General features: G+C 60.0%; 24 protein-coding genes, 2 tRNA genes and 2 pseudogenes. 20 read left to right on the forward strand and 8 right to left on the reverse strand.

The genetic code is table 11. From position 1 onward, the window contains the following. Nucleotides 1-181: 181 nt before the first annotated feature. On the forward strand, nucleotides 182-613 hold the full coding sequence (locus tag ASD00_RS27800) for a GFA family protein (RefSeq protein WP_025427049.1): 432 nt from the start codon (nucleotides 182-184) through the stop codon (nucleotides 611-613). Nucleotides 614-914: 301 nt separating this feature from the next. Here ASD00_RS27800 and ASD00_RS27805 read toward each other — a convergent pair. The 3 genes from ASD00_RS27805 to ASD00_RS27820 form a co-directional block, all read right to left on the reverse strand. Next, nucleotides 915-988, reverse strand: a tRNA-Cys gene (locus ASD00_RS27805). Between the two features lie 670 nt (nucleotides 989-1,658). Further along, the gene (locus ASD00_RS27815) at nucleotides 1,659-2,360 is read right to left on the reverse strand and encodes a thermonuclease family protein (protein ID WP_057210394.1); all 702 of its coding nucleotides are present in this window, start codon (nucleotides 2,358-2,360) and stop codon (nucleotides 1,659-1,661) included. Between the two features lie 241 nt (nucleotides 2,361-2,601). Further along, nucleotides 2,602-2,895: a hypothetical protein gene (locus tag ASD00_RS27820; protein WP_025427046.1), complete on the reverse strand. Its 294-nt coding sequence runs from the start codon at nucleotides 2,893-2,895 to the stop codon at nucleotides 2,602-2,604. Between the two features lie 150 nt (nucleotides 2,896-3,045). Here ASD00_RS27820 and ASD00_RS27825 point away from each other — a divergent pair. The 5 genes from ASD00_RS27825 to ASD00_RS27845 all read left to right on the forward strand — a co-directional run bounded on the left by ASD00_RS27825 (nucleotide 3,046) and on the right by ASD00_RS27845 (nucleotide 6,893). Then, a tRNA-Asn gene (locus ASD00_RS27825) sits at nucleotides 3,046-3,120 on the forward strand. Between the two features lie 101 nt (nucleotides 3,121-3,221). Continuing rightward, entirely contained in the window at nucleotides 3,222-4,664 is a 1,443-nt protein-coding gene (locus tag ASD00_RS27830) for a deoxyribodipyrimidine photo-lyase (protein WP_025427045.1), read from the forward strand. Between the two features lie 106 nt (nucleotides 4,665-4,770). Continuing rightward, nucleotides 4,771-6,024, forward strand: coding sequence for a cyclopropane-fatty-acyl-phospholipid synthase family protein (locus ASD00_RS27835; RefSeq protein ID WP_025427044.1), 1,254 nt, complete (start codon nucleotides 4,771-4,773; stop codon nucleotides 6,022-6,024). A 184-nt stretch (nucleotides 6,025-6,208) separates the two neighbouring features. Then, a complete protein-coding gene (locus ASD00_RS27840) occupies nucleotides 6,209-6,580 on the forward strand; it encodes an SMR family transporter (protein WP_025427043.1) in 372 nt (123 codons plus the stop codon). Then, entirely contained in the window at nucleotides 6,567-6,893 is a 327-nt protein-coding gene (locus tag ASD00_RS27845) for an SMR family transporter (RefSeq protein ID WP_025427042.1), read from the forward strand. The genes ASD00_RS27840 and ASD00_RS27845 overlap by 14 nt, the downstream gene beginning before the upstream one ends. Here the strand turns inward: ASD00_RS27845 and ASD00_RS27850 are convergent. Further along, nucleotides 6,881-7,723, reverse strand: a complete 843-nt coding sequence (locus tag ASD00_RS27850; protein ID WP_025427041.1) for an SDR family NAD(P)-dependent oxidoreductase — start codon at nucleotides 7,721-7,723, stop codon at nucleotides 6,881-6,883. The two genes, ASD00_RS27845 and ASD00_RS27850, sit on opposite strands and share 13 nt — an antisense overlap. Before the next feature lie 323 nt (nucleotides 7,724-8,046). Between ASD00_RS27850 and ASD00_RS27855 the strand changes: the two genes are divergently transcribed. The 5 genes from ASD00_RS27855 (at nucleotide 8,047) to ASD00_RS27875 (ending at nucleotide 11,842) form a co-directional block, all read left to right on the forward strand. Further along, on the forward strand, nucleotides 8,047-9,087 hold the full coding sequence (locus ASD00_RS27855; protein ID WP_025427040.1) for a cysteine synthase A: 1,041 nt from the start codon (nucleotides 8,047-8,049) through the stop codon (nucleotides 9,085-9,087). Nucleotides 9,088-9,095: 8 nt separating this feature from the next. Then, nucleotides 9,096-9,845, forward strand: a complete 750-nt coding sequence (locus ASD00_RS27860) for an alanyl-tRNA editing protein (RefSeq protein WP_025427039.1) — start codon at nucleotides 9,096-9,098, stop codon at nucleotides 9,843-9,845. A gap of 15 nt (nucleotides 9,846-9,860) precedes the next feature. Then, nucleotides 9,861-10,715, forward strand: a complete 855-nt coding sequence (sseA, locus tag ASD00_RS40440) for a 3-mercaptopyruvate sulfurtransferase (RefSeq protein ID WP_025427038.1) — start codon at nucleotides 9,861-9,863, stop codon at nucleotides 10,713-10,715. Between the two features lie 4 nt (nucleotides 10,716-10,719). After that, entirely contained in the window at nucleotides 10,720-11,283 is a 564-nt protein-coding gene (locus tag ASD00_RS40445) for a GNAT family N-acetyltransferase (protein ID WP_025427037.1), read from the forward strand. 91 nt (nucleotides 11,284-11,374) lie between these two features. Next, nucleotides 11,375-11,842 carry a DUF1203 domain-containing protein gene (locus ASD00_RS27875; protein WP_025427036.1) on the forward strand — a complete coding sequence of 156 codons (468 nt, stop codon included), beginning with the start codon at nucleotides 11,375-11,377 and terminating at the stop codon, nucleotides 11,840-11,842. Nucleotides 11,843-11,882: 40 nt separating this feature from the next. Here the strand turns inward: ASD00_RS27875 and ald are convergent, their stop codons facing one another. Continuing rightward, on the reverse strand, nucleotides 11,883-13,001 hold the full coding sequence (gene ald, locus ASD00_RS27880; protein WP_025427035.1) for an alanine dehydrogenase: 1,119 nt from the start codon (nucleotides 12,999-13,001) through the stop codon (nucleotides 11,883-11,885). A gap of 155 nt (nucleotides 13,002-13,156) precedes the next feature. Here ald and ASD00_RS27885 point away from each other — a divergent pair. Further along, a pseudogene (locus ASD00_RS27885) lies at nucleotides 13,157-13,615 on the forward strand (Lrp/AsnC family transcriptional regulator); the annotation flags it as partial. Nucleotides 13,616-13,628: 13 nt separating this feature from the next. On the opposite strand, the pseudogene ASD00_RS27890 reads toward ASD00_RS27885, so the two are convergent. Then, a pseudogene (locus ASD00_RS27890) lies at nucleotides 13,629-14,875 on the reverse strand (GGDEF domain-containing protein). A gap of 221 nt (nucleotides 14,876-15,096) precedes the next feature. On the opposite strand from ASD00_RS27890, the gene ASD00_RS27895 reads away from it, so the two are divergent. Then, nucleotides 15,097-17,079 (forward strand): bifunctional 2',3'-cyclic-nucleotide 2'-phosphodiesterase/3'-nucleotidase, encoded by a 1,983-nt coding sequence (locus ASD00_RS27895; protein WP_025427032.1) that lies wholly within the window; start codon nucleotides 15,097-15,099, stop codon nucleotides 17,077-17,079. 212 nt (nucleotides 17,080-17,291) lie between these two features. Here the strand turns inward: ASD00_RS27895 and ASD00_RS27900 are convergent, their stop codons facing one another. Continuing rightward, the gene (locus ASD00_RS27900; protein WP_025427031.1) at nucleotides 17,292-17,612 is read right to left on the reverse strand and encodes an HlyU family transcriptional regulator; all 321 of its coding nucleotides are present in this window, start codon (nucleotides 17,610-17,612) and stop codon (nucleotides 17,292-17,294) included. A gap of 87 nt (nucleotides 17,613-17,699) precedes the next feature. Further along, the gene (ilvA, locus tag ASD00_RS27905) at nucleotides 17,700-18,950 is read right to left on the reverse strand and encodes a threonine ammonia-lyase (RefSeq protein ID WP_025427030.1); all 1,251 of its coding nucleotides are present in this window, start codon (nucleotides 18,948-18,950) and stop codon (nucleotides 17,700-17,702) included. 153 nt (nucleotides 18,951-19,103) lie between these two features. On the opposite strand from ilvA, the gene ASD00_RS27910 reads away from it, so the two are divergent. The 7 genes from ASD00_RS27910 (at nucleotide 19,104) to ASD00_RS42380 (ending at nucleotide 23,583) form a co-directional block, all read left to right on the forward strand. After that, entirely contained in the window at nucleotides 19,104-20,558 is a 1,455-nt protein-coding gene (locus tag ASD00_RS27910) for a TrkH family potassium uptake protein (RefSeq protein ID WP_025427029.1), read from the forward strand. Nucleotides 20,559-20,638: 80 nt separating this feature from the next. Next, the gene (locus ASD00_RS27915; RefSeq protein WP_025427028.1) at nucleotides 20,639-21,229 is read left to right on the forward strand and encodes a hypothetical protein; all 591 of its coding nucleotides are present in this window, start codon (nucleotides 20,639-20,641) and stop codon (nucleotides 21,227-21,229) included. A 4-nt stretch (nucleotides 21,230-21,233) separates the two neighbouring features. Then, nucleotides 21,234-21,968: an HAD family hydrolase gene (locus ASD00_RS27920; protein WP_057210396.1), complete on the forward strand. Its 735-nt coding sequence runs from the start codon at nucleotides 21,234-21,236 to the stop codon at nucleotides 21,966-21,968. Nucleotides 21,969-22,196: 228 nt separating this feature from the next. Further along, nucleotides 22,197-22,454, forward strand: coding sequence for a hypothetical protein (locus ASD00_RS27925; protein WP_025427026.1), 258 nt, complete (start codon nucleotides 22,197-22,199; stop codon nucleotides 22,452-22,454). A gap of 209 nt (nucleotides 22,455-22,663) precedes the next feature. Then, on the forward strand, nucleotides 22,664-22,909 hold the full coding sequence (locus ASD00_RS27930) for a DUF982 domain-containing protein (RefSeq protein WP_025427025.1): 246 nt from the start codon (nucleotides 22,664-22,666) through the stop codon (nucleotides 22,907-22,909). Nucleotides 22,910-23,208: 299 nt separating this feature from the next. Beyond that, nucleotides 23,209-23,412, forward strand: coding sequence for a hypothetical protein (locus tag ASD00_RS27935; protein WP_128090372.1), 204 nt, complete (start codon nucleotides 23,209-23,211; stop codon nucleotides 23,410-23,412). A gap of 48 nt (nucleotides 23,413-23,460) precedes the next feature. Further along, on the forward strand, nucleotides 23,461-23,583 hold the full coding sequence (locus ASD00_RS42380; RefSeq protein ID WP_255569942.1) for a hypothetical protein: 123 nt from the start codon (nucleotides 23,461-23,463) through the stop codon (nucleotides 23,581-23,583). The last annotated feature ends 280 nt before the right edge of the window (nucleotides 23,584-23,863 follow it).

A 23,863-nucleotide genomic window follows, 5' to 3' on the forward strand; every position in this document is an offset into this window, starting at 1 on the left:
TGCGCGACGAGACGCCTCGTACCCCGCGCCTGAGCCCAATCGGCTGATGGCCCTACAACGAACGGCCTCAACGGGAGTGCGGTCCTCTGGATTGAGACTGCCCCCGAATGCGCTTGAGCACAAGCAACCCACCTCATAAGAAAGCTCATCAAATGCGCTTCAAAATCAGATGGATGATTGGATGAATCTCGATGTTCAGAACCTTGACGGAGCCTGCCACTGCGGAACGGTTCGCTTCAATGTGAAACTGAAGAGCGGCCTCCGCACCGCCCGCCGTTGCACTTGCTCCTATTGCCAGTTGAAGGGCGCGGTTGCCGTCTCTGCCGCCAAGGACGGGGTCACGGTTCTCTCCGGCGGCGAGGCACTCACCAAATATCAGTTCAACACGAAGGCTGCAGAGCATTACTTCTGCTCGAAGTGCGGCATCTACACATTCCACAAGCCGCGCGCGAACCCGGATTTCTACGGCGTCAACGCCGCGTGCCTTGAAGGCATAAGCCCATTCGATTTCGAGGAGCTACCGGTGAACGACGGCATCAACCACCCGATGGACACGAAGGGATCGACCGGCCCAAGGCTCGCAGGAACGCTCAAGTTTATCCCGGCGGAGTGACGACAGGCGCGGCTGGCAGGACGCCGGCCGCAGCCGTTCAAACTGCTGCACCCTGAATGAGGGGGGCGTTCGTTGCGCCGCCAAGACGTCGAAGATCTGCTCGCGGAACGCGAACGGGCGCGCTTGACGAGGCAGAGTGTTGCCAGAAGCAATGGGGATGGAATCGGCAATCTGCTGCTTGGATCGAACGTCGAAGAGGGAGATAACGGGAACCAATTGCCACACCAAGAGGAATGTGTGGCAGCAGATGAAATCCTGCAGTCCAAATAGCGAAACTAATTCAACTACTTAGGAGTGGCTTTGGAGGCCTCGCCCGGAATTGAACCGGGGTACAAGGATTTGCAGTCCTCTGCGTCACCACTCCGCCACGAGGCCTCATCGACTGAGATTATCAAGTCGTGGCGAGCGTTTAGAATGAATATAGAAAGAGCGCAAGAGGGGATTTCTGAAAAACGTCCTCAGGCATTTCTGAAATTCCATCTTTCTCCAACTCTTCCACAGGCTTACCGATCCGGCCCCATAACGGATCGCCGCGAACCCCTTCGACGACAGGCGGCGGGCGCTATACGGCAGCGTCCGACACGAGGCAATTGGATGGATTTACCATTTCGACAGACGGCCCGAATCTTCCGTCCAACCCTTCTTCCGACGTCGCGGGGCGCTGCTACCTTGTACACCGTTTCACGGTAAAGCTACCTTGCACCAAGATTCTTCAGGGAATTGGACGTTGAATCCAGAGTTGATCATCTACCCAAGCTCATACTGACGGTAGTTTTCTGTGGAATGTGCATTGCGGTCGCAATCTGGCGTCTATTCCAGCTCGCGGTGACCGGCCGATTGGACATGTCGCCAATTTTCCCGAACCTTAAGGCAGATTTCCGAGCCAATCCCATCAAGCTGCTTCTAGCAAGCTCTCTTGTTGTGTTCTTTCTGGCACTATCGGCTCTGGGGTTGATAATCGGTATTGATATCGCGCTCGGTGGATAACTTAGACGGCTACACGCTTCCGGCCCTCATCATTCTCTCTGATGACGCCGAGCACCGTCTAACACCAGGGCTTGGGCTGTCCCTTCCAGGGCCGAACCAAGCCCTCCGATACGAGCACGGCGCCGAGAGAGCGGCCGTCGCGCATCACCACGCGCAGCTTTTCGCTGTTCTTGTCGTCGCTCCTGCCGATGGCCTCGATCAGCCTGAACTCGCCGGCGTTCAGCAACTCGCGCAATCGCTGCTTGGCGTAGAAGCCGCGGGCACGTTCGCTATCGCAACTCGCCTGCTTGATTCGCGGTGCATCGACGTCGGCGACACGGATCTCCTCGCCCTGGTAGCGGAATGTTCCGCCGTCGACGACGCAATTGTCGTTGCGGGTACCGCAGAAATAGAACTGATTCGCCTGGGGCTCGACGGCCGTGGGCTGCGCGATCGGGCGCTCGACGGGTGTCGGTGCGGCCAACCCGACATTGACTGCGGGTATCGGTCCGTCGACAGGCTTCGTCTTGTGCGTAGCCGAGGGCATGGCGACACGGGCCTGCGCCTTCGGCCGATTGTCCGACCTGGATGTGGATGTCGACTTGGGCGCCGATGCGAACACATCCGAAACGCCCGGCAGATCCCGCAACTGTCCACGGTGGTCGTACGCAACAACGCCGCCGACTGTCAGCACCGCGGCGAGATACCAGGGCAGCATTCCGCCCTTTTTCTTTGTCCGGCTGCCGCGGCGACGCCCGCGGCTTGTCGTGGTCTTAGCCATTCCGCCCCATCCTTAATCCGGGCGGCATTATGCTGCCGATCCGTTGCCGAATGGTTTTCAACGACAGCCCGAATGCGGGAGTTTGCGCACAAGTCGGTCGGGAGGACGCGGCGGTCCATGACTTTCATTCGATTGGAGCCGCCGCCACATCGTCGCCGACGAAGGAGCCGAATAGGCTCGGCTTCCGTGTAGCGTGAGCTTGTGGCGCCCTGTCGAAGCGAGGATCGCCCTCGCGAACGAATCATCGTTCCTTCGAAGACCCCGTCCCGTTGCGTCGGCGCGCCCACCAGACTGCGAACCTTCGGCGGCGGCGGCGTACTGAAGGAATATCGTGCGAGAGGATGAGTAAGCCCAAGGGCACCATCCAGAATCCGAGCACGGGCAGAAAGCCGAGAAAGCCGCCGAATATCAGCAGCCCGCCAACCAGCATGCGCAGCAGTGGTGATTCCGGCAGCCTCAGGCGCCATTTGCCAAGCACGATCTGCCGTGTGTGCGGGTCTATGCCGAAATGCGTCTGTTTTCTGTTTTTATGCATCATTCCCTATCCGGCTGCCTTTCCCACAATTGGGGGCTTCTCCACAGGCTCGCAACAAAACTTCTCACTTTTTTTAAAAAAACAGCTTGGCAAATCGGAAAAGCATTTGTATTAGCAGCCTCACTTCTGCAGGACACGCCGCGCAGATGATCCCTGGTAGCTCAGCGGTAGAGCATTCGACTGTTAATCGACAGGTCGCCGGTTCGAATCCGGCCCGGGGAGCCAGTTTTTAAAGAGCCATTCGCGGTAACGCCCGAATGGCTCTTTTTCATTTTGCGGCTATGGTGCCGGCGACGCCTTCCTCCTTCCTCGCCCCCGGGAATGTCATGAGCGCAAATCCCACAACGCCGATTCTGGTCTGGTTTCGTCGAGATTTGCGCCTTCAAGACAATCAGGCACTTGCCACCGCGGCGCAGACGGGTGGACCGGTGATTCCGATCTACATCAATGAACCGGAGGAAAGCGGCAATGGGCCGCTTGGTGGCGCGCAGCGTTGGTGGCTGCACCATTCGCTCCAGGCATTGCGGGCATCGCTGCGGGCACACGGCTCCGACTTTATCCTGCGGACCGGTGCGCCGTTGGATGTGATCGCCGAGATAGCGCGGGAATCGGGCGCGACGACCGTGTTCTGGAATCGCCGCTACGACCCGAGCGGAATAGGAACCGATGCGCCGTTGAAGAAAGCGCTCGTTGAACGCGGCTTCACCGTCAGCAGCTTTGCAGGGCAACTGTTGCATGAGCCGACACGGCTCCTCACGAAGGGTGGCGGCCCTTATCGCGTGTTCACGCCGTTCTGGCGTGCGCTTGAGGCCAGCGGCGAGCCGGCGGCGCCGATTGAGACGCCGGAAATGATCAGAGCGCCTGTGAGGTGGCCGGCATCCGAGGAGCTTGAACGGTGGAAGCTCTTGCCGACGCGGCCGGACTGGGCATCGACGTTCGCCGAAATCTGGACGCCGGGCGAGCAGGCCGCTGCCGAACGCCTGCACAAATTCGTTGAACATGCCCTTGCCGGCTACAAGGCTGAGCGGGACGTCCCTGCAGCGCAAGGTACGTCCATGCTCTCTGCGCATCTTGCCTTCGGCGAAATCTCTCCGGCGCAGATCTGGCAGGTCACGCGTGGCCTGACGGAAACGCCGGTGGACGATGTCGTCACTTTCCGCAAGGAACTCGCCTGGCGCGAGTTCTCCTACAATCTGCTGTTTCACAATCCGGATCTCGGCCGTCAAAACCTCGATCGTCGTTTTGATGGCTTTCGCTGGCTGGACAATGACGAACAGTTCCACCGCTGGACAAGGGGCCTGACCGGCTATCCGATTGTCGACGCCGGCATGCGGCAGCTCTGGCGCCACGGCTACATGCACAATCGCGTCAGGATGATCGTCGCCTCCTTCCTGATCAAGGACCTGCTGATCGACTGGCGACGCGGAGAGGCGTGGTTCCGCGACACGCTGGTCGATGCAGATCCGGCCTCGAACGCAGCAAGCTGGCAATGGGTGGCGGGGTCCGGCGCCGATGCCTCGCCTTTCTTCCGCATTTTCAACCCGGTGCTCCAGGGCGAGAAATTCGATCCGGAGGGGCTTTATGTGAAGCGTTTCGTTCCGGAGCTCGCTGATCTCGAGGCGCGTTATATCCATCGACCATTCTCGGCCCCCTCGGCAGTACTGGCTGCCGCCGGCATCGAGCTTGGAGTCTCCTACCCCACCCCCATCGTCGACCACGCCTTCGCGCGCGACCGCGCGTTGGCCGCGTTTCAGGAAATCAGAACCTAAAAAATCGCTACAACCGCGCCGCCACCGGTACAAATCCATGGTTGGCCTCTCGCAGGATTATCGCTAGGCTCACGTTACGGATGCAACGATTGCCGGAGGGTGGTTTATGCATGATACAGAAGCCTGCTTTGCCGAATTCGACAACGCCGAGCACCTTTCGACTGAAAATCTCTCGCAGGTGCTGAAGGACTTTCCGCTCAAGGCCCAGATGGTCCTGCGCGGCCTCGTTCACCTTGAGGCCGGCGCGCTGGCGCTCGCTTTGCCCAACGGTCGGCGGCTGCTGGTCAAGGGAAAGGTGCCGGGGCCATGCGCCGCCGTGACACTTCACAACTGGAATCTTCCGCACCGGGCAATCACCGGTGGCACCATCGGCGCCGCGGAAAGTTATATAGACGGCGATTGGGACAGCCCCGATGTCGGCGCCTTTCTCGAGCTTTTCCTTGTCAACGCAGACATCGGCAACAGATTCCCTAACCGGGCGCGCGGGTTGATGCGGCTGGTGGAAAAATTCCTCCACTGGCGCAATGCCAACACCAGGACGGGCGCACAGCGCAATATCTCTGCCCACTACGACCTCGGCAACGCCTTCTACCGTGAATGGCTCGATCCGAGCATGACCTATTCGTCGGCACTTTACGCTAGCGGCGCCAACGATCTGCAGTCGGCCCAGACTGCCAAATACCGGGCACTGGCCGAGGCGACGAATCTACGGCCCGGTGACCATGTGCTTGAGATCGGCTGCGGCTGGGGCGGTTTTGCAGAATTTGCGGCGACCGAGATCGGCTGCAAGGTCACCGGCCTGACCATCAGTCGCGAACAACTCGCGTTTGCCCGGGAACGCATGCACAGGGCCGGCGTCGCCGACCGCGTCGAGCTGAAATTCCAGGACTATCGCGAGGAGAAGGGCCTCTATGACCGAATCGTCTCGATCGAAATGTTCGAGGCGGTCGGGGAAAAATTCTGGTCGACCTATTTCTCGCAGCTGAAGCGCTGCCTGAAACCCGGCGGCAAGGCCGGCCTGCAGATCATCACGATCAAGCCGGAAGCCTACGAGGAGTACCGCTCCAATCCGGACTTCATCCAAAAGTACGTTTTCCCCGGCGGCATGCTGCCGACGCGCGAGCATCTGGTCGATCTCGGGCGCAACGTCGGTCTGCGAATGATCAACGATTTCGGCTTCGGTGGCGACTACGCCCGAACGCTCGGCGAGTGGCGGCAGCGCTTCTGGTCGGTGTGGAGCCGGATCGAGCCGCTCGGTTTCGATCTGCGCTTCAAGCGCCTGTGGGAGTTCTATTTCTACTACTGCGAAGCCGGTTTCCGCGCCCGCAACATCGATGTCCGTCAGATCGTCTTCGAATGAGGCTCGCCGCCGCTACAGCGCCGCGCGTCTTATTAGACGCGCAAAGGTCGCTGTAGCACTTTGAATGGCTGCAAGTTTTTATCCTTAAATCGAATAGGATTTAAGGAAACATGCAGTAGGCTTTACCGATCGTCCGACAACGCCTATGAGGCAACCGATCCAGATCTTTTCTTGAAGGTTCCTCATGCGGCTTGCATGGTTTTTCCTGGCGCTCGCGATCGCGACTGAGGTGGCGGGCCTGACGGCGATGAAGGCCGCATCCGCCAATGGCTCCTATCTCGGCCACGTAGTGATGTATGTCTCCATTGCGCTTTCCTACGTCTTCCTGGCAAAGGCCGTGAAGACCATTTCCGTCGGCGTTGCCTATGCCATCTGGGAGGGGTCCGGGGTCGCGATCATTACGCTCGTTTCGGTGTTCGTGTTCGGCCATGTGCTGACCGGCCGGGAAATGCTGGGCCTGTCGATGGCGGTGGCCGGTATCCTGCTCGTCAATGCAGGCGAACACCGCGAAGAGGACGCTCCGGCCACGGAGGGAGCCATCGATGAGCGCACCTAGTCTCTATTTCGTCTTTGCCGTCATCGCCGGCATCCTCGACATCGCTGCCAATCTCGCTTCGACCAAATCGAATGGCTTCGCGCGCCGCGGCTGGGGCGCGCTTTCCATCGTTCTCGTGCTCGCCGCCTTTGCCTTCCTTGCCGAAGCGGTCAAGGGCATGGAACTTGCGATCGCCTACGCGGTTCTCGGCGCGACCGGGATTTTCGGCACGGCCATTTGCGGCCGCCTGCTCTTCGGCCAGAAGCTCAAGCCGATCGGCTGGGTCGGCCTCGCCCTGATCTTCGGCGCAGTACTGGTGCTTCACACGGCCTGATGTGGCCGCCCCTTGGCGCTCGTGCGGGTGTTCGTCGCTTTTGGCGGCGTCGCGCCTTGCCGGGTCAGCCGGTCAACGAGCGCGAAGTAGGCACCATATGGCAGCAGGCGTGACAACTTTGCGATAGTGATAGAGCGCTTCGGGAAGCTGACTTCGAAATGCTTCGACTTCAGGCCCTCGACGACGTGCTGAGCGGCCTCGTCTGCACTGACCATGCCGGACCTTGCAAATCCAAGCCGCGGCGAACCGGTCGTGTCGACAGGCCCCGGATTGATCAACTGCAGGCGAATGCCGATCCGGTCCAGATCGAGCTTCAAGCTCTCGGCCAGATTGATCAGGGCCGCCTTCGTGGCGCCATGGGCGGCGTTGCCCGGCAAACCGCCATAACCTGCAGCCCCCGACACGATGGCGATGTGGCCCTGCCCCCTTGCCTTCATGTGGGCCACTGCCGGCAGCAGACAATTGACGACACCGTTCACATTGACCGCAAAGCTCCGCTCAAAAGCGTCGCGATGCAGATCGTCGCCCCTCACCGGGATTGTCACCCCCGCATTGAACACGGCCAGAGACAGGTCGCCGTGATCATATTCGATCGATGCCAACACACGTTCCATATCCTGAGGGTCGGTGACATCGCCATCGAGAACGATGATGCGGCCGTCGGCGGCAGCTTCCTGTTGCAGGGCCACCAGTTTTTCGTGATTTCTGGAGGTGACGACCACCGAATAGCCGTCTCGCACCAGCCGCAATGCCAGCGCTCGGCCTATTCCCGAACTCGCTCCCGTTACCCATGCCAACCCATGCTCGGAATTCGTCTTGTGCATACTCATTGCCCATACCTCGGCACGCACCCGCCCGGTGCACGCTCAACTCAAGGGGCCGGCGAATGACACGCCCGGCCCAGACCAATCCCCCTCCAATATCCGGCGCGCACCCAGAGCGGCCTCGACCCTAAGCTTTCCCCTCGAAGACGTTTTTTGTTCGGGACAGGGCAGCGGTGAAACGCTATTTCTTGCCTGGGAAACAGGCTGAGCCGAAAACACGCCAATATTTCGGCGATCCGGTGTCGTTCTCAACGTTCGCCGGCCACTCGGCGTTTTTCTTCGGTAACGCGGCTCGCTTCAGCGGCCGTTCTCAAGCACGAGGTTCTGCAATGGCCATTCTTCCGTCCGTTCTTGAAGCAATCGGCAACACGCCCCTGATCCGGCTGAAATCCGTATCCGAGGCAACCGGCTGCACGATCCTCGGCAAGGCGGAGTTTCTCAATCCGGGACAGTCGGTGAAGGATCGCGCCGCGCTCTGGATCATCCGGGAGGCGGAGAAGGCCGGGCAGTTGAAGCCGGGGGGCGTGATCGTCGAAGGGACTGCCGGCAATACCGGCATTGGCCTTGCCCTCGTCGGGCAGGCACTCGGCTATCGGACCGTCATCGTCATTCCGGAAACCCAGAGCCAGGAAAAGAAGGATGCGCTGCGTCTTCTTGGAGCAGAGCTCGTCGAAGTGCCGGCTGTGCCGTACAAGAACCCGAACAACTACGTGAAGATCTCCGGTCGCCTGGCCGCTGAACTCGCAAAGACCGAACCGAACGGCGCCATCTGGGCAAACCAGTTCGACAATGTCGCCAATCGTGACGCCCATGTCGCCACCACGGCGCCTGAAATCTGGCGCGATACGGACGGCAAGGTCGACGGCTTCATCTGCTCTGTCGGCTCCGGCGGTACGCTTGCGGGCGTTGCAGAGGGCCTGCGCGCCAAGAACCCTGCGATCAAGATCGGCCTTGCCGACCCTGATGGTGCGGCGCTCTACAATTACTACGCGCACGGGGAGTTGAAGGCGAGCGGAAGCTCCATCACCGAGGGCATCGGCCAGGGCCGCATCACCGCCAACCTCGAAGGCTTCAGTCCAGACTTTTCCTACCAGATCTCCGATGCCGAGGCCGTGCCGCTGGTCTTCGACCTGATCGAACGCGAAGGCATTTGCGTCGGCGGATCAACGGGCATCAATATTGCCGGCGCCGTCCGGCTCGCCAAGGAGCTCGGTCCGGGACATACGATCGTGACGATCCTTTGCGACTATGGTAACCGCTATCAATCGAAACTCTTCAACCCGGACTTCCTGGCCTCGAAGGGCCTGCCTGTTCCGGCCTGGTTGAAGGGCCCCTCAAGCATCACCGTTCCATACGAATCAGTCGGATAAGATTTGCGATGACAAAGACCGTGACTGCCCTCTTCCGCGAAGATTTCTATCTCTCGACTTGCGAAGCAAGTGTCACCGGAATTCTGGAGGATGGCGGGATCGAGCTTGATCAGACCTGCTTCTACGCCACGTCAGGCGGACAGCCGGGCGATAGCGGCTTCCTGGAGCGCAGCGACGGCAGCCGCATCGACGTTGCCGTTGCCCGTCATGGCGCGACGAAGGACATCATCATCCATGTCCCGGCGGAAGGACAGCCAGCGCCTGATATCGGCGAGAAGCTGGTCGTGCATATCGACTGGCCGCGCCGCTACCGGCTGATGCGCATGCACACGGCTTGCCATCTGCTCTCCGTCGTTTGTCCCTTCCCGATCACGGGCGCAGCCGTAGGCGAAGATGAAAGCCGGGTCGATTTCGACATGAGCGAAACGATCGATAAGGACGAGGTGACGGCAGCGCTGAGGAAGCTCGTCGACGAGAACCACCCGGTCTATCTGCAGTGGATCACCGACGAGGAACTCGCAGCCAACCCCGGTATCGTCAAATCCAAGAATGTACGCCCGCCCGTCGGGCTTGGTCGCGTCAGCCTTGTCTGCATCGGTGAAAACTCGGCGATCGACAGCCAGCCCTGCGGCGGTACACATGTGTCGGAAACCCAGGAAGTCGGCGCGATCCACATCGCCAAGATCGAGAAGAAGGGCAAGGAAAACCGCCGTTTCCGCATCCGCTTCGGCACGGCAGACGACCGCCAGACAATCTGAACAGGAGATACGACCATGACCAACAACAAAAGCGCTTACGTCGTTTCTCCGGACTGGTTGCAGCAGCGGCTCAACAATCCCACCATTCGCATTCTCGATGCCGCCTGGTATCTGCCAGCCCAGAACAGAGACCCGAAAGCGGAGTACGACGTGGGCCACATTCCCGGTGCCGTGTTCTTCGACCAGGATGCGATCGCCGATCACACGAGCGGACTGCCGCATACGCTGCCGACGCCGGAAGCCTTCGCCACGGCCGTTGGTGCGCTCGGTGTCAGCGAGACCGATACGATCGTCGTCTATGACGGCCCGGGCATCATGACCGCGCCGCGCGTGTGGTGGATGCTGCGCATCATGGGCGCAAAGGACGTCTATGTGCTCGATGGCGGCATGGACGGCTGGAAGAAGGACGGACGCCCGGTGACGACGGACGTTCCCTCGCCCACGCCCGTCACGTTCAACGTTACTTTCACGCCTTCGGCGGTAACCTCGCTTGAGCGCATGAAGGACATCGTGCAATCAGGCAAGGTCCAAATTGCCGATGCGCGGGGCGCCGGGCGCTTCCTCGGCGAAGAGCCAGAGCCGCGTGCCGGAATGCGCTCCGGCCACATGCCGGGCGCGCACAGCCTGCCTTCCACCACCTTTTCCGAGAACGGCAAGTTCAAAGATCTCGACACGCTGCGCAAGACATTTGCCGAGGCGGGCGTCGACCTTTCCAAGCCCGTGGTGACAACCTGCGGCTCAGGCGTCACGGCAGCCATCATCACGCTGGCGCTGCAATCCCTCGGCCACACCGACAATACGCTTTACGACGGCTCCTGGTCCGAATGGGGTGGCCGCGCGGATACCTCCGTTGTGACCGGCAGCGAGTGACATCATGCGCCCTCCCAAGCTCGCCTCACTGACTGCCCACGTCACCGAACTGGAAATGACGGCACCGCCCAAGCAGAGCTTGCCGATGCCGGTCAACATCCAGACGGCAATCCTGCGCGTGTCCGACATCCCGCTGAATTACTATCGGTTCCTCTATCTGCGGGTTGGCAAACGCTGGCACTGGGCCGATCGTATCCGCATGAGCGACGAAAAGCTGGCTGCGCTACTCGCCGACAAACGCACGAGCGTTACCGTGCTCTATGTCAACGGCGCACCTGCCGGCTTCTTCGAGCTTCACCAGGCCGATGACAACGTCGTCGAGCTGACGCATTTCGGCTTGATGGAGCACGCGCTCGGGCTTGGCCTCGGCAAATGGTTCCTGCTGCAAACGCTGTTTGCTGCGTGGACCTTGAACCCGAGCAAGGTTACGGTCACGACCAACAATCTCGACCACCCACGGGCGCTCCAGCTCTATCAGCAATTCGGCTTCTCGCCCGTCGCCACCCGCGAAGCGACCATCGAGCCGCTGACGGACGAAGAACTGCTGGCCTTCGCTAAGAATCTCTGACGTCCGCACGGCCGCAAGTTTCGGGTGTCGCCGCCGCACCAGGCGGGGCACAGTGCGCATCAAATGATCCCTATTGATCTGGAGATGCACGATGGCCCTGCGCTACATACCGATGTCCACCGATCAGGCCGAGCGCCTAAGACAGGGTGGCAACGATGCTTATGGCAACCCGCCGGAACGCCAGATATCCGATGGCGACGGCGTTCCCTGTCGGCATTGCCTTGGCAACGTCGATGCCGGCGACACCTATCTGATCTTCGCGCTGCGGCCTTTTACGTCGCTGCAGCCCTATGCCGAGACCGGTCCGGTTTTCATGCATGCCGACGAATGCCCGGCATATAGCGACGAAGTTCGGCCGCCCATCCTGACGTCGAGCAAAGACTATCTGCTGCGCGGCTACGGCAGCAATGAGCGCATCATCTATGGGACCGGCGGCGTGGTTCCCGCCGAGCAGCTCGAATCTCGCGCTGAAGCTCTGCTCTCCATGCCTGAGGTCGCAAGTGTGCATGTCCGATCGGCCAAGAACAATTGTTATCAATGCAGGATAGAGCGCCCCTGAAGCGTCGGTCCGGCCATGGCCGGACCGACTTCGTTAGGGTTCAGGCGACGTTGAGCACCGCTTCCGGCGCGTAGGCGTCGTAACCGAGTGCCTCGGCAACGGGGGCGTTGGTCACCCGTCCGCGGTGAACGTTGAGACCGGCACGCAGGTGCCGATCTTCCGCGACTGCCTTCAGACCACGATCAGCCAGTTGCAGACCGTAGTGCAGCGTGGCGTTGTTGAGCGCATGGGCTGACGTCACCGGGACGGCGCCAGGCATATTCGCGACGCAATAGTGGACGATCCCGTCGACCTCGTAAGTCGGGTCCGAATGGGTGGTCGCGTGCGATGTCTCGAAGCAGCCGCCCTGGTCGATGGCGACATCGACGATGACGGCACCCTTCTTCATCCCGGTCAGCATTTCCCGCGTCACAAGCTTAGGTGCGGCAGCGCCTGGAATGAGAACGGCTCCGATGACCAGATCGGCAGAGAAAACCTCATCCTCGAGGGCATCGATGGTGGAGTAGCGCGTGTGTATACGACCGCCGAAGATGTCGTCGAGCTGGCGCAGACGAGGAATAGAGCGATCGAGGATGCTGACATCAGCGCCAAGTCCAGCTGCCATTCTGGCGGCATGGAGGCCGACGACGCCGCCGCCGATAATCGCGACCTTGGCGGGAAGCACACCGGGCACACCGCCGAGCAGAATGCCGCGGCCACCGTTGGCCTTCTGCAGCGATGTCGCACCGGCCTGAATGGCCAGGCGACCCGCGACTTCCGACATCGGCGCCAGAAGCGGCAAGCCGCCGCGCTCGTCCGTGACGGTTTCATAGGCGATGGCCGTGACGCCCGAATTGAGCAGACCCTTGGTCTGTTCCGGATCCGGCGCGAGATGCAGGTAGGTATAGAGAATTTGGCCCTCGCGCAGCTGTGCCCATTCGGAAGGCTGCGGCTCCTTGACCTTGACGATCATGTCCGATTTTTCGAACACATCCTTTGCCGTCGCGACTATCTTCGCGCCAGCGGCACGGTAGGTATCGTCATCCGCGCCGATCCCCGCTCCTGCCTTGGTTTCAATGATAACCTCGTGGCCGTGAGCGACATATTCACGTACCGACCCGGGGGTCAGGCCGACTCGGTATTCATGGTTTTTGATTTCCTTCGGGCAACCGACACGCATCGCGCGTTCCTCTCCTGTTGTGGGCAATTTTGCCTCATTGACACGCCCTCAGCAAAACACGCGGCGAAACGAATGTCCTTGCAAAGATGTCTCCGCGGAGGCATCAATTTCGAAGAATATTGCGTCATTGTCCGAGCTATTGGTGGAAATCGCGAATGAGTGAACTTGATGCCATCGATCATGCGATTCTGCGCATTCTTCAGCAGAACGGCAGGATTTCGAACGCCGATCTGGCGGCCAAGGTAGGGCTGTCGCCATCGGCCTGTTCGCGCCGGGTCGATATCCTGGAGAAATCAGGCACCATCAGCGGCTACCACGCCCGCCTCGCCCACAAGGCGCTCGACTACCAGATCATGGTGATCGTGCATATTTCCCTGTCCGGGCAGTTCGCCAAGACGCTGGCCGAGTTCGAGGCAGCGGTAAAGCTCTGCCCCAATGTTCTCGTCTGTTACCTGATGTCGGGCGAATACGACTACATTCTGCGGGTCGCGGCCAAGGACCTGCAGGACTACGAACGCATCCACCGAGACTGGCTTTCCGCCCTGCCCCATGTGGTCAAGATCAACTCGAGCTTTTCCTTGCGGGAAGTGATCGACCGGCCGAACGTCGGCATATACTGCGATAGCGTTAGCGGCCGACGACGCAATCGCGACCACGCGCTTTCGCTGAATAGAGCCTGAGATCAGCCTCAGACAGCAGATGCGCAATCGCGACACCATCGTCAGGCGTGGACGACAATCCGATGCTGACGGTCACGGCTTTGCCATCGGGGGTGAAAACACCAGCGGACACCGCTAGCCGGATGGTCTCGGCATGCCTCAGCGCATCGGCATGCGACAATCCCGGGCACAGCACGACGAACTCTTCACCGCCATAACGAAAGAGCCGATCTCCCTGGCGCAAGCGTGCTTTCATCACTTCCACAAGCTTCTGCAGGATGCGGTCACCCTCCTGGTGGCCGAAGCGATCGTTGACGCCCTTGAAGTGATCGACGTCGATGATCAACAGACTGACCGCAGCTTTTGAGGCTACGGCAGCGCGCAGCATCTGCGGCCCTTCGATATCGAAGCGGCTGCGGTCGAGACATCCCGTCAGCGTGTCCTGGCCGGACCGTGAAAGCAGGTCTTCATAGCGTTCGCGGAAAGTCAGATCGTTGAAGATGTCGCCGAGAGGCCGGTCCGACATCGCCAGGAACGGATGGCGCGAAACATTGAGATAGAGGCCGATAGCGATGGCGTAGAAAGTCGCGGCCAGCATTTTCGCGATCCATCCGCCCCACAGCACCTCCATAGGCGCATCGTTCAGCCAGTGCAGAGCCGCGTAAAATGCCAATTGATCGAAGCTCAGGATCACGACACCGCAGATCAGGAAGCGGACGGTTACGAAGCGGCGCAACCATTTGCCGAGACGCTCGTAGAGCAGGATGATCAGGAGCGTATCGAGGTAGAGAACCAACGTCCCCCACACCATCAGCCCGCCCATTTCATCGATGAAGGCGATGTCGGCCGAACGGCCCGGAACAATCGAAACAGTCTCGTGCTGGCGCAGCAGCAGGCTGAGGATGACCGTGAGCAAGTTTCCCGCGAGCAGACCATAGATCGGCTGACGGACGGTCGCGGCATCCTCCTTCACGTAAAGCAAGAGGATGATCATCAGCTTGCCGGAGAAAAGCACGACCGATCCCGGAGAGACGATCCCGAACGGCAATTGCACGTAAAAGACCGCCGCCAGATAGGTTTCGATGAAATGCATCACGCCCAGGCCGCGACAAAAACGCCGAGACCCAGCCGGGCACGAAGCTGCAACAACCAGATCATCGCCGTGACGTAGACCAGTGCTTCGCCGACGAAAATAATGAGATTGGCGTTGGGCATGCTGTTGAAAAGGTTCCGGTTTCGCCAGACAAACCGTTAGGTGGAAAGCTTAAAGAAAACTTTAGCTCGGTTGCAGACGGACCGGAATTGCAATGCGAGAATCAACTGCTTTGCGAAGTGTTGCCTTTCCGGCATAGTCGCGACCAACCCACCGTGGTTCGCATGTCAAATCAGAAACCGCGGATTGCACACGCAATGGCATTCATCAATGGAGGGCAAGCATGCAATCGACGACATCCCCGTTCCACCTCTCGCGCCGCTCGCTTCTGTCCGGCGTCGCCGCCGCCTCGGCGCTGGTAATGCTTCACCCCTTCTCCGCACGTGCTGCCGCCAACCAGGCGCATCTGCGCATCATGGAAACGACCGACCTGCACGTTCACGTCTTTCCCTACGACTACTACGGCGACAAGCCGAACGACACGCTGGGGCTAGCACGCACGGCCTCGATCGTCGACGCCATCCGGGCGGAGGCAACCAACTCGATCCTCGTCGATAACGGCGACTTCCTGCAGGGAAACCCTATGGGCGACTACATCGCCTATCAGCGTGGCATGAAGGATGGTGACATCCATCCTGTTATCGCTGCAATGAACGTGCTTGGCTACGATTGCGGCACGCTCGGCAACCACGAATTCAACTATGGCCTTGATTTCATGTTCAAGGTGCTGAACGGCGCCAACTTCCCGCTGGTCTGCGCCAACCTGACCAAGGGCGCGCTCGCCGCCGATGCCCGACAGGACCAGCTGTTCCTCAAGCCCTACGTCATTCTCGACCGCAAGGTGAAGGACGGTGCCGGCGCCGAGCATGCGATCCGGGTCGGGCTCATCGGTTTCGTGCCTCCGCAGATCATGTCCTGGGACGCAAAGCACCTTGAGGGCAAGGCCAATGCCCGCGATATCGTCACGGCGGCCCAAGCCTGGGTTCCGCAGATGCGCGAGGAAGGTGCCGATATCGTCATCGCGCTTTCCCACTCCGGCATCGGTCAGCAGGACTACGCCGAAAACCTCGAAAACGCATCGGTTCCGCTGGCCGCGGTCGAAGGCATCGACGCCATCGTGACCGGGCATAGCCATCTCGATTTCCCCGGTCCGAAGTTCGCCAAAATCGCCGGCGTCGACAATGCCAAGGGGCTGATTTCGGGCAAGCCCGGCGTCATGGGCGGGTTCTGGGGTTCGCATCTCGGCCTGATCGATCTGCTGATCGAACGCGAAGGCGGCGCCTGGCGCGTCATCAGCTCCACCAGCGAAGCGCGGCCGATCTACCGGCGCGAGGACAAGAAGGTGATCGCCGAGGTCGCCGAAAAGCCGGAAGTGCTGGCGGCGGCACAAAAGGAACACGAGGCAACACTTGCCTATGTTCGCACGCCGGTCGGCAAAAGCGCGGTGCCGCTCTATTCCTACTTCGCCCTGGTCGCCGACGATCCGTCTGTCCAGATCGTCAGCCAGGCGCAGACCTGGTACATCAAGGACATGCTGAAGGATACGGAGCACAAGGATCTGCCTGTGCTCTCCGCTGCGGCTCCATTCAAGGCCGGCGGTCGCGGCGGCGCCGACTACTACACCGACGTTCCGGCCGGCGACATCGCCATCAAGAACGTCGCCGATCTCTATCTCTACCCCAACACGGTCCAGGCCGTCGTCATCACCGGCGAGCAGGTGCGCAACTGGCTGGAAATGTCCGCAGGCATCTTCAACCAGGTGAAGGCTGGAGCCTCGGATGCAGCCCTGATCAACGGTGACTTTCCGTCCTACAACTTCGATGTCATCGACGGCGTCACTTACCAGATCGACCTGTCCGAGCCGCCGAAGTTCGACAAGGACGGCAATGCCATCAACCCGTCAGCCAATCGTATCAAGAACCTGAACTTCAATGGACAACCGATTGACCCGGCGCAGAAATTTGTCGTCGCGACGAACAACTACCGCGCCGGTGGCGGCGGCCATTTCCCTGATATCGCTGCCGACAAGGTGGTCTTCGTGGCACCCGACACCAACCGCGACGTAGTGGTTCGCTACATCATTGACCAGGGAACCATAAATCCGGCGGCCGATGCCAACTGGACCTTCGCGCCACTCGCGAACACCAGCGTCACGTTCGACAGCGGCCCGAAGGCAAGGCAGTTCCTGTCGCAGGTCAAAGGCGTGACGATCGAGGATGCGGGTGAAGCCGCAGAAGGATTCGCCCGTTTCCGCATCAAGCTGTGATGCCGAGTGCCCCCGCAAGGCGGGGGTACGTCCCCTGGCGTGGAGAACGGAAGTGCCGCTACCAGCAAATGCCAAAAGCGGCAATGCGGATGCTGAAGCAGCCATCAATCTGGACGTGAGTGAGCCGCTTGCGCTTACGATGGACACGAGCTCTTGACGCCAAGTCACTGCAATATTTTTATAAATCGGACGTCGCGGCTTGCCGCCAACAATCAGACTTGCCGCGACGGGGCGTCGTCAGAAAACAACGACGGTCCGGTCTGGTCGATGATCTGGCGGCCCTTGCGGAAAGCGGCATCGATCGCGTCTTGTTCGGACGTGAACAGATCGGCCCGGATGAAGCTGCGCACCCGCACGTCGCCTTCGGCGATCGTCTTCTCGATGCTGCCAGCCAGACGGAACTGCGAGCCTTCGCGCATCGGTGTCGCGCGGATCGTGCACTCTGCATAGGCTTCGGTTTTTCCCGATGCGCCTTGAGCCTCGTTTTCGGTGGAGCCGGAGCGGCCGAACAGTTTTGAGAAAAATGATGCCATGAGCAAGACTTAGACGCGACGGCGAAAGCTGTCAAAGCCAAAGTGTCGATGTCGACCCTCTGCCATTACGTCTCCGGCCACCAGCCGTCAGATGATCAGATTGGACAGGATCTCGTTCTCGGTGATGTCCTGATACCGCAGGCCGGCAGCGTCGAACCGCGACTTCAGGATCGGGAAATTCTCCGCGTGCTTGGTCTCTATGCCGATGAGGATCGAACCGAAATTGCGCGCGGACTTCTTCAAATATTCGAAGCGCGAGATATCGTCCTCGTCGCCGAGCAGGTTGAGGAAGTCGCGCAAGGCACCAGGGCGCTGCGCCATGCGCAGGATGAAATACTTCTTGAGCCCCGCATGCCGCATCGCCCGCTCCTTGACGTCAGGAAGACGCTCGAAGTCGAAGTTGCCGCCGGAGACGACGGCGATGACGGTCTTGCCTTCAAGCTTTTCGCGACCGATCGCGTCCAGCGCCGTGATCGACAATGCGCCTGCGGGCTCGAGCACAACGCCCTCGACATTCAACATGTCGATGATCGTCATGCAGATCGCGTTTTCCGGAAGCAGCATGACCTGGTCGGCAGAGAAGCGGCGAAGAGCCGCAAAATTCAGATCGCCGATCCGCCCGACAGCTGCGCCATCGACGAAGTTGTCGACTTGGTCGAGCGTGACAAGACTGCCGGTCTCGAGGCTCTGCCGGAGGCTCGGCGCGCCTGATGGTTCGCAGAAGACGAAATGGTCGGCGGCGACATCATCCTTCAGATAGCCGGTGACGCCGGCCGACAGGCCACCGCCACCGACCGGAAGCACGACGAGATCGGGCCTGACGCCCTCGGGCAATTGCTCGGCGATTTCAGCGGCAACAGTCGCCTGCCCTTCGATGATGTCGAGATGATCGAACGGCGGCACCATGACGCCATCGATCGTTTCCACATGCTCGCGCGCAGCCTTGTAGCATTGGTCGAAGATGTCGCCGACAAGGCGGATCGTGATGAACTCGCCGCCGAACATGCGGGTCTTGTCAATCTTCTGCTGCGGCGTGGTCACCGGCATGAAGACGACGCCAGGAACACTGAAATGCCGGCAGACGAAGGCGAAGCCCTGCGCGTGGTTGCCTGCCGAGGCGCACACGAAGGTCTTGCCCGTCGCGCCGGCACCAAGCACCTTGCGGAAGAAATTGAACGCGCCTCTGATCTTGTAGGAGCGAACCGGCGAAAGGTCCTCGCGCTTGAGGAAGATGTTGGCGCCGTACCTGGCGCTCAGATGTTCGTTCAATTGCAGCGGCGTGGCCGGAAAAATATCACGCATCGCCGTGGTTGCGTTGTCAACATCCTGCTTCGTCACGTGAGGTCATCCATTGAGTTTGCCGATGGCAGCCGCTATTGCACATTGCAGCGCTCGAGGCCATCGCTTTGACTCGAATCGACCGGCGGTGGACAATGTAACCGCTTCGCGCCTCGCCAGATCACGTAGTTTCATTTCCAGGAAATCGAACGTTTGAACGCAACCCTGATCCGGCATGCTGTGCACATCGCAGCGATCCTCGGCCTCTACCTGTCGGTGGCGATGCTCGTGCCGGCGATGGTCGACCTCTATTACGGCCATCGCGATTGGCAGATCTTTGCTGTATCCGCCTTCATGATCGGCGGCCTTTCGGCAGCGACGTTCATGGCGACGCGCATGGGACCGCCGCCGTTTTCGAAGAAGTTCGGCTTTCTGCTGGTCAACCTGCTCTGGGCGGTATTTTCAGTCGTCGGCGCCATCCCGCTGTGGCTGTCTTCATTGAAGCTCGACTTCGCGCAGGCGCTGTTCGAATCCGTCTCCGCCATCACGACAACCGGATCGACCGTCATCGTCGGGCTCGACGATGCGCCGCCGGGACTGCTCGTCTGGCGCTCGCTCTTGTGCTGGCTCGGCGGCATCGGCATCGTCGTCCTTGGCCTGTTCATCATCCCCTATCTCCGGGTTGGCGGCATGTCGTTCTTCAAGATGGAATCCTCCGATACGAGCGACAAGCCGTTCGCTCGCGTCGCAAGCTTCAGCCGCGCATTCCTTCTCATCTATATCTCGATCACGGTTCTCTGCACGATCGGGTACAACATGACGGGCATGAACCGGTTCGACGCGATCAATCATGCGATGTCGACGGTGGCGACGGGCGGTTTCTCGACGCATGATGCGTCATTCGGCTATTTCGGCAGTATCCCGCTGCTCTGGACGGCGACCTTCTTCATGGCGCTCTGCAGCCTGCCGTTCTCGATCCTGATCGTGCTTGTCGTGCGCGGCCGCCTCGACGCGCTTCGCGACCCGCAGATCATCGTCTTCCTCGGCTATCTCTCGGCCTTCTCGATCGCCGTGGCGATCTATCATCGCCTCGTCAGTGGCGTCGAGTTTCACCTGGCGCTTGCACATTCCTTCTTCAACATCACCTCGATCCTTTCGACCAGCGGCTATGCGAGCGAGGACTACAGCCTGTGGGGTCCCTTCGTGGTGATGGTCGCTTTCATCGCAACCTTCATGGGCGGCTGTTCCGGATCGACTGCCGGCGGCATCAAGGCCTATCGCTTCGTGGTGCTCTTCAACGCCATCCGCTCGGGCCTCAACAAGCTCATCTACCCCAATGCGATCTATGCCGTACGTTACGGTAACAACACTGTTGATGCCGATACGCAGCGCGCGATCTTCCTGTTCTTCACCACCTATATCCTGCTGTGGGTGCTGGGCAGCCTCGGCATGGGCGCGCTCGGCTATGATTTCATAACCGCGACCTCAGCGGTCATCACCTGCCTTTCCAATGTCGGTCCCGGCCTCGGCAGTCTCATTGGCCCGGCGGGCAACTTCTCGACACTCCAGGACCCGGAGCTTTATCTCCTGTCGCTGATGATGTTGCTGGGTCGTCTGGAAGTGCTGACCGTTCTGGTGATTCTGACGCCGATCTTCTGGAAACATTGACCATTGCCGCGCCGGCCCTATCGTCTTGACTCGATGCGGCAAATGCCGAAAGTCGCATCCAAGGGACAAAGGGGAACGTCATGGCGAAACATCGGTCACTGCTGGCGGTGCTAACCGCCGCAAGCATGCTCTGCATAAGCGTCGAGGCAAAGGCCGGGCCGCTCGTCGACGCCGCGACCAAGGCGGAACAATTGGCGACCTCCGGCGACCCGGCCAAAGCACGGGAACTCCTGCGGCAAGCGGTCGGTGATTTTTCGCAAACCCTGCCGTTCTCCATCGGCAAGGCCGTCTTCATCACCAAGGAACCGGCTGGCTATGCCATGTACGAGCCCAAGGACGGGACCGTCTTCAAGACCGGGGAAGCGCTCGTATCCTACGTCGAACCGGTCGGCCTCACCTGGAAGGACGCGGCCACCAAGGGCAAGTTGGAAACGCACTTCACCGTCGATTTCGACATCCTCAATCCCAAGGGCGATATCCTTGCCGGGCAGAAGGCATTTGGCGACTTCACCTTCACCGGTTACCTCAAGAACCAGGAGATCTATTCGACCCTGACGATCGACGTTTCCGGGGCTCCGGTCGGTGACTACGTGCTGCGCTTCCATTTCAACGATATCAACAGCGGCAAGACAGCGACGATCGATCAGCCGTTCAAGATAGCCGGACCGTGAGACAATGCCTGACATGATTACGACGATCGGCTTCGATGCCGATGATACGCTTTGGCAAAACGAACAGTTCTATCGCCTGACCGAGGCGCGCTTCGCCGAACTGCTCAAGGACCATGCCGACACGGAAAGCCTGCCCGCACGGCTGCTGGCCGCCGAAAAGCGCAACCTCGGCCTGTACGGTTTTGGCATCAAGGGCTTCGTGCTGTCGATGGTGGAGACCGCTGTCGACGTGACGGACGGGCGCGTCCCGTCATCGGTGATCGCAGAAATCCTTGCGGCCGGACGCGAGATGCTGGTCCACCCGGTCGAGCCGCTGCCACATGTCAAGGAAACGCTCGAGACGCTTCATGGCACCTTCCGGTTGGTGATGATTACCAAGGGCGACCTCTTCGACCAGGAGCGCAAGCTCGCCGCCTCTGGATTGGGCGATTACTTCAACGCCGTCGAAATCGTCAGCGACAAAACGGCCGCCACATACGATCGCATCTTCACACGCCACGGCGACGGCCCGGCGAAAAGCCTGATGGTCGGCAACTCGTTGAAGTCCGACATCGTCCCTGCCCTCGAGGCCGGCAGTTGGGGCATCTATGTGCCGCATGCCCTCACCTGGGCATTCGAGCATCACGACAAACCCGACAGCCATCCGCGCTTCCGCGAGATCGCCGATCTCGGTGGTCTGTCGGATGCACTGCAAACGTTGCCCGACGACAGCGCCGCGCGTCTAAATAAGACGCGCTAAGGTCGCTGTAGCCCTTTGAATTGCTGCCTGTTTTTATCCTTAAATCGAATAGGATTTAAGGAACCATGCAGTAGGGCTCTCGCCTGGACCAGAGCGGCTTTGACATCGTAAGTTGCGATGACGAGGCTTGTGGTCCTGCGCTTTAGGGCGACCCGAAAAGAGCTATGAAATCCGAACGAATCGGAGAAAGCTGCGGGAAACCGAAAGGCACGTTGAGGGAGAAACAGTTTGGCGGAGCTATTCGGGGCCACTGTCGCCATGGCGTTCACCAGCATGCTGATCGGGTGGATTGTCAGGAAGCTTTCCTCCACGGGCGTCTTTGCATCTCGCCTTGTCGGCTTGGCAATAATGCTGTTCATCGCACCGCCGATCTACATTTTCGCGTCAGGCGGCCCGTATTTCCAGGCATTCTTCGCCTATAGCCTTGGAGCACTGCTTGCTGGCGCGATCTTCTATTGTCTGCGCCAGAAGGAAAAGGACGCATAAACTCCGCCCGATCCAAAGCGCCTTCCGCTTTGCGGCCGTCGAAATAGCCCGATCCACGGCCCGGCAGCGGGCCCGAAATTGCAATGCAGAGCGTATGTGCGCGTGCAGACGACCGGGTATCGCAGAGACGCTGGCAGCCATCGCACCGCTCGCGGAATCGGCCAGATCTGTGTTATGTGCCGCCATCAATCGAAATCGAGGTGATCGACATGGCCGAAAATTGGGAAAAGCCCGTAGCTTTGGCCCTGGAGGGACCGGAGAAATACACGACCATTACGAACACGACCGAAGCGTCCTGGGCGATGATCGAGGACTGGCCGCTCGAAGACAGCGCGCTGCTGACACTGGCACTCGATACGTGTGCTGCCGTGATCGAGGGCAAGCAACCGGCAGAGGCCGCCCGCAAAGCCTTCATCGATGCTGCGCGCGAAGCGGGCATTCCCGTCCGGGAGTAACCTTGCGCCCCGGGATAGAGCCCGGCTTACCCCTGTTACAAATGTACCTAAAGCGACGCGCGTCTTATTAGACGCGCAAGGTCGCTGTAGCACTTTGAATTACTGCAGGTTTCCTTAAATCGAATACGATTTAAGGAAAGTAGGTCGCCCTCCGGTGGATCGGCACTACCGGCTTCAAAGGCAAATTGGTCGCGCCCAATATAAAGCGACGCCTAAAACATGCCGAACGAGGCGCGAACATCCACAGTACGAACCCGGCCTACCCTTCCCCAATAACCCATTTGAGGGAGGAACAATTGGTGAAAGCGCCGGCAGCGGCTGAGGTCGTCCGGCTGCTCCAAACTCACCGTGAGGCTCACGCTATCGGCCAGCAAGAACGCGACAATCAAGTTTGGATGCAGAACCGCTTCGCCTTCGGACGATCCGCAACAATAAAGACTTCTGAAGACGCCATTTTTCGTTTCTCGACAGCCATTCGACAGCTGCCGTTCAGCTTCAATTAAGCCTAACTCCCAAATAGTGGGGACGATCATAAATCGAGGAAATCTGTGGTGGCGCTTCCCGGACCGGCTTTCATTCTCGCTCTCGTCGCCTTCATCGTCGTGGTACCTCTTGCGGCCAAGAAGGCTGAAGAGGGCCGGATTTACAGCCACAGCATCGCCACGAACTTCTAAACTGACGCCGCAGGTCTGCAACACGCCCCGGCGCACATCTCCTAAAGCTTGCCGTAACCATTCCTAGGTTTCGCCACCTCGACCGCGGTCGAAATACGGCATCTGCCGTATGTCACTGATCTCCCTGCCGATCTACGCCAAGGTTCCCCGTTTGCTAACCGTAGTGCGCCGGGTTCGAACCAAGGAGGTGGCATGAAAGCAGCCGCGTCCCAGGAGAGAACGGACCATTGAGATGCAGGTGATGATCGAGGGACAGTCACGCTTCCGGCCTTTCGGCTTA

The sequence above is a fragment of the Ensifer sp. Root31 genome, assembly GCF_001424825.1.
GTDB lineage: Bacteria > Pseudomonadota > Alphaproteobacteria > Rhizobiales > Rhizobiaceae > Ensifer > Ensifer canadensis.

Coding starts and splice junctions, on each gene's coding strand:
- ASD00_RS27800 (WP_025427049.1), top strand. CDS start 182: ATGAATCTCGATGTTCAGAACCTTGACGGAGCCTGCCACTGCGGAACG.
- ASD00_RS27815 (WP_057210394.1), bottom strand. CDS start 2,360: ATGGCTAAGACCACGACAAGCCGCGGGCGTCGCCGCGGCAGCCGGACA.
- ASD00_RS27820 (WP_025427046.1), bottom strand. CDS start 2,895: ATGCATAAAAACAGAAAACAGACGCATTTCGGCATAGACCCGCACACA.
- ASD00_RS27830 (WP_025427045.1), top strand. CDS start 3,222: ATGAGCGCAAATCCCACAACGCCGATTCTGGTCTGGTTTCGTCGAGAT.
- ASD00_RS27835 (WP_025427044.1), top strand. CDS start 4,771: ATGCATGATACAGAAGCCTGCTTTGCCGAATTCGACAACGCCGAGCAC.
- ASD00_RS27840 (WP_025427043.1), top strand. CDS start 6,209: ATGCGGCTTGCATGGTTTTTCCTGGCGCTCGCGATCGCGACTGAGGTG.
- ASD00_RS27845 (WP_025427042.1), top strand. CDS start 6,567: ATGAGCGCACCTAGTCTCTATTTCGTCTTTGCCGTCATCGCCGGCATC.
- ASD00_RS27850 (WP_025427041.1), bottom strand. CDS start 7,723: ATGAGTATGCACAAGACGAATTCCGAGCATGGGTTGGCATGGGTAACG.
- ASD00_RS27855 (WP_025427040.1), top strand. CDS start 8,047: ATGGCCATTCTTCCGTCCGTTCTTGAAGCAATCGGCAACACGCCCCTG.
- ASD00_RS27860 (WP_025427039.1), top strand. CDS start 9,096: ATGACAAAGACCGTGACTGCCCTCTTCCGCGAAGATTTCTATCTCTCG.
- sseA (WP_025427038.1), top strand. CDS start 9,861: ATGACCAACAACAAAAGCGCTTACGTCGTTTCTCCGGACTGGTTGCAG.
- ASD00_RS40445 (WP_025427037.1), top strand. CDS start 10,720: ATGCGCCCTCCCAAGCTCGCCTCACTGACTGCCCACGTCACCGAACTG.
- ASD00_RS27875 (WP_025427036.1), top strand. CDS start 11,375: ATGGCCCTGCGCTACATACCGATGTCCACCGATCAGGCCGAGCGCCTA.
- ald (WP_025427035.1), bottom strand. CDS start 13,001: ATGCGTGTCGGTTGCCCGAAGGAAATCAAAAACCATGAATACCGAGTC.
- ASD00_RS27895 (WP_025427032.1), top strand. CDS start 15,097: ATGCAATCGACGACATCCCCGTTCCACCTCTCGCGCCGCTCGCTTCTG.
- ASD00_RS27900 (WP_025427031.1), bottom strand. CDS start 17,612: ATGGCATCATTTTTCTCAAAACTGTTCGGCCGCTCCGGCTCCACCGAA.
- ASD00_RS27915 (WP_025427028.1), top strand. CDS start 20,639: ATGGCGAAACATCGGTCACTGCTGGCGGTGCTAACCGCCGCAAGCATG.
- ASD00_RS27920 (WP_057210396.1), top strand. CDS start 21,234: ATGCCTGACATGATTACGACGATCGGCTTCGATGCCGATGATACGCTT.
- ASD00_RS27930 (WP_025427025.1), top strand. CDS start 22,664: ATGGCCGAAAATTGGGAAAAGCCCGTAGCTTTGGCCCTGGAGGGACCG.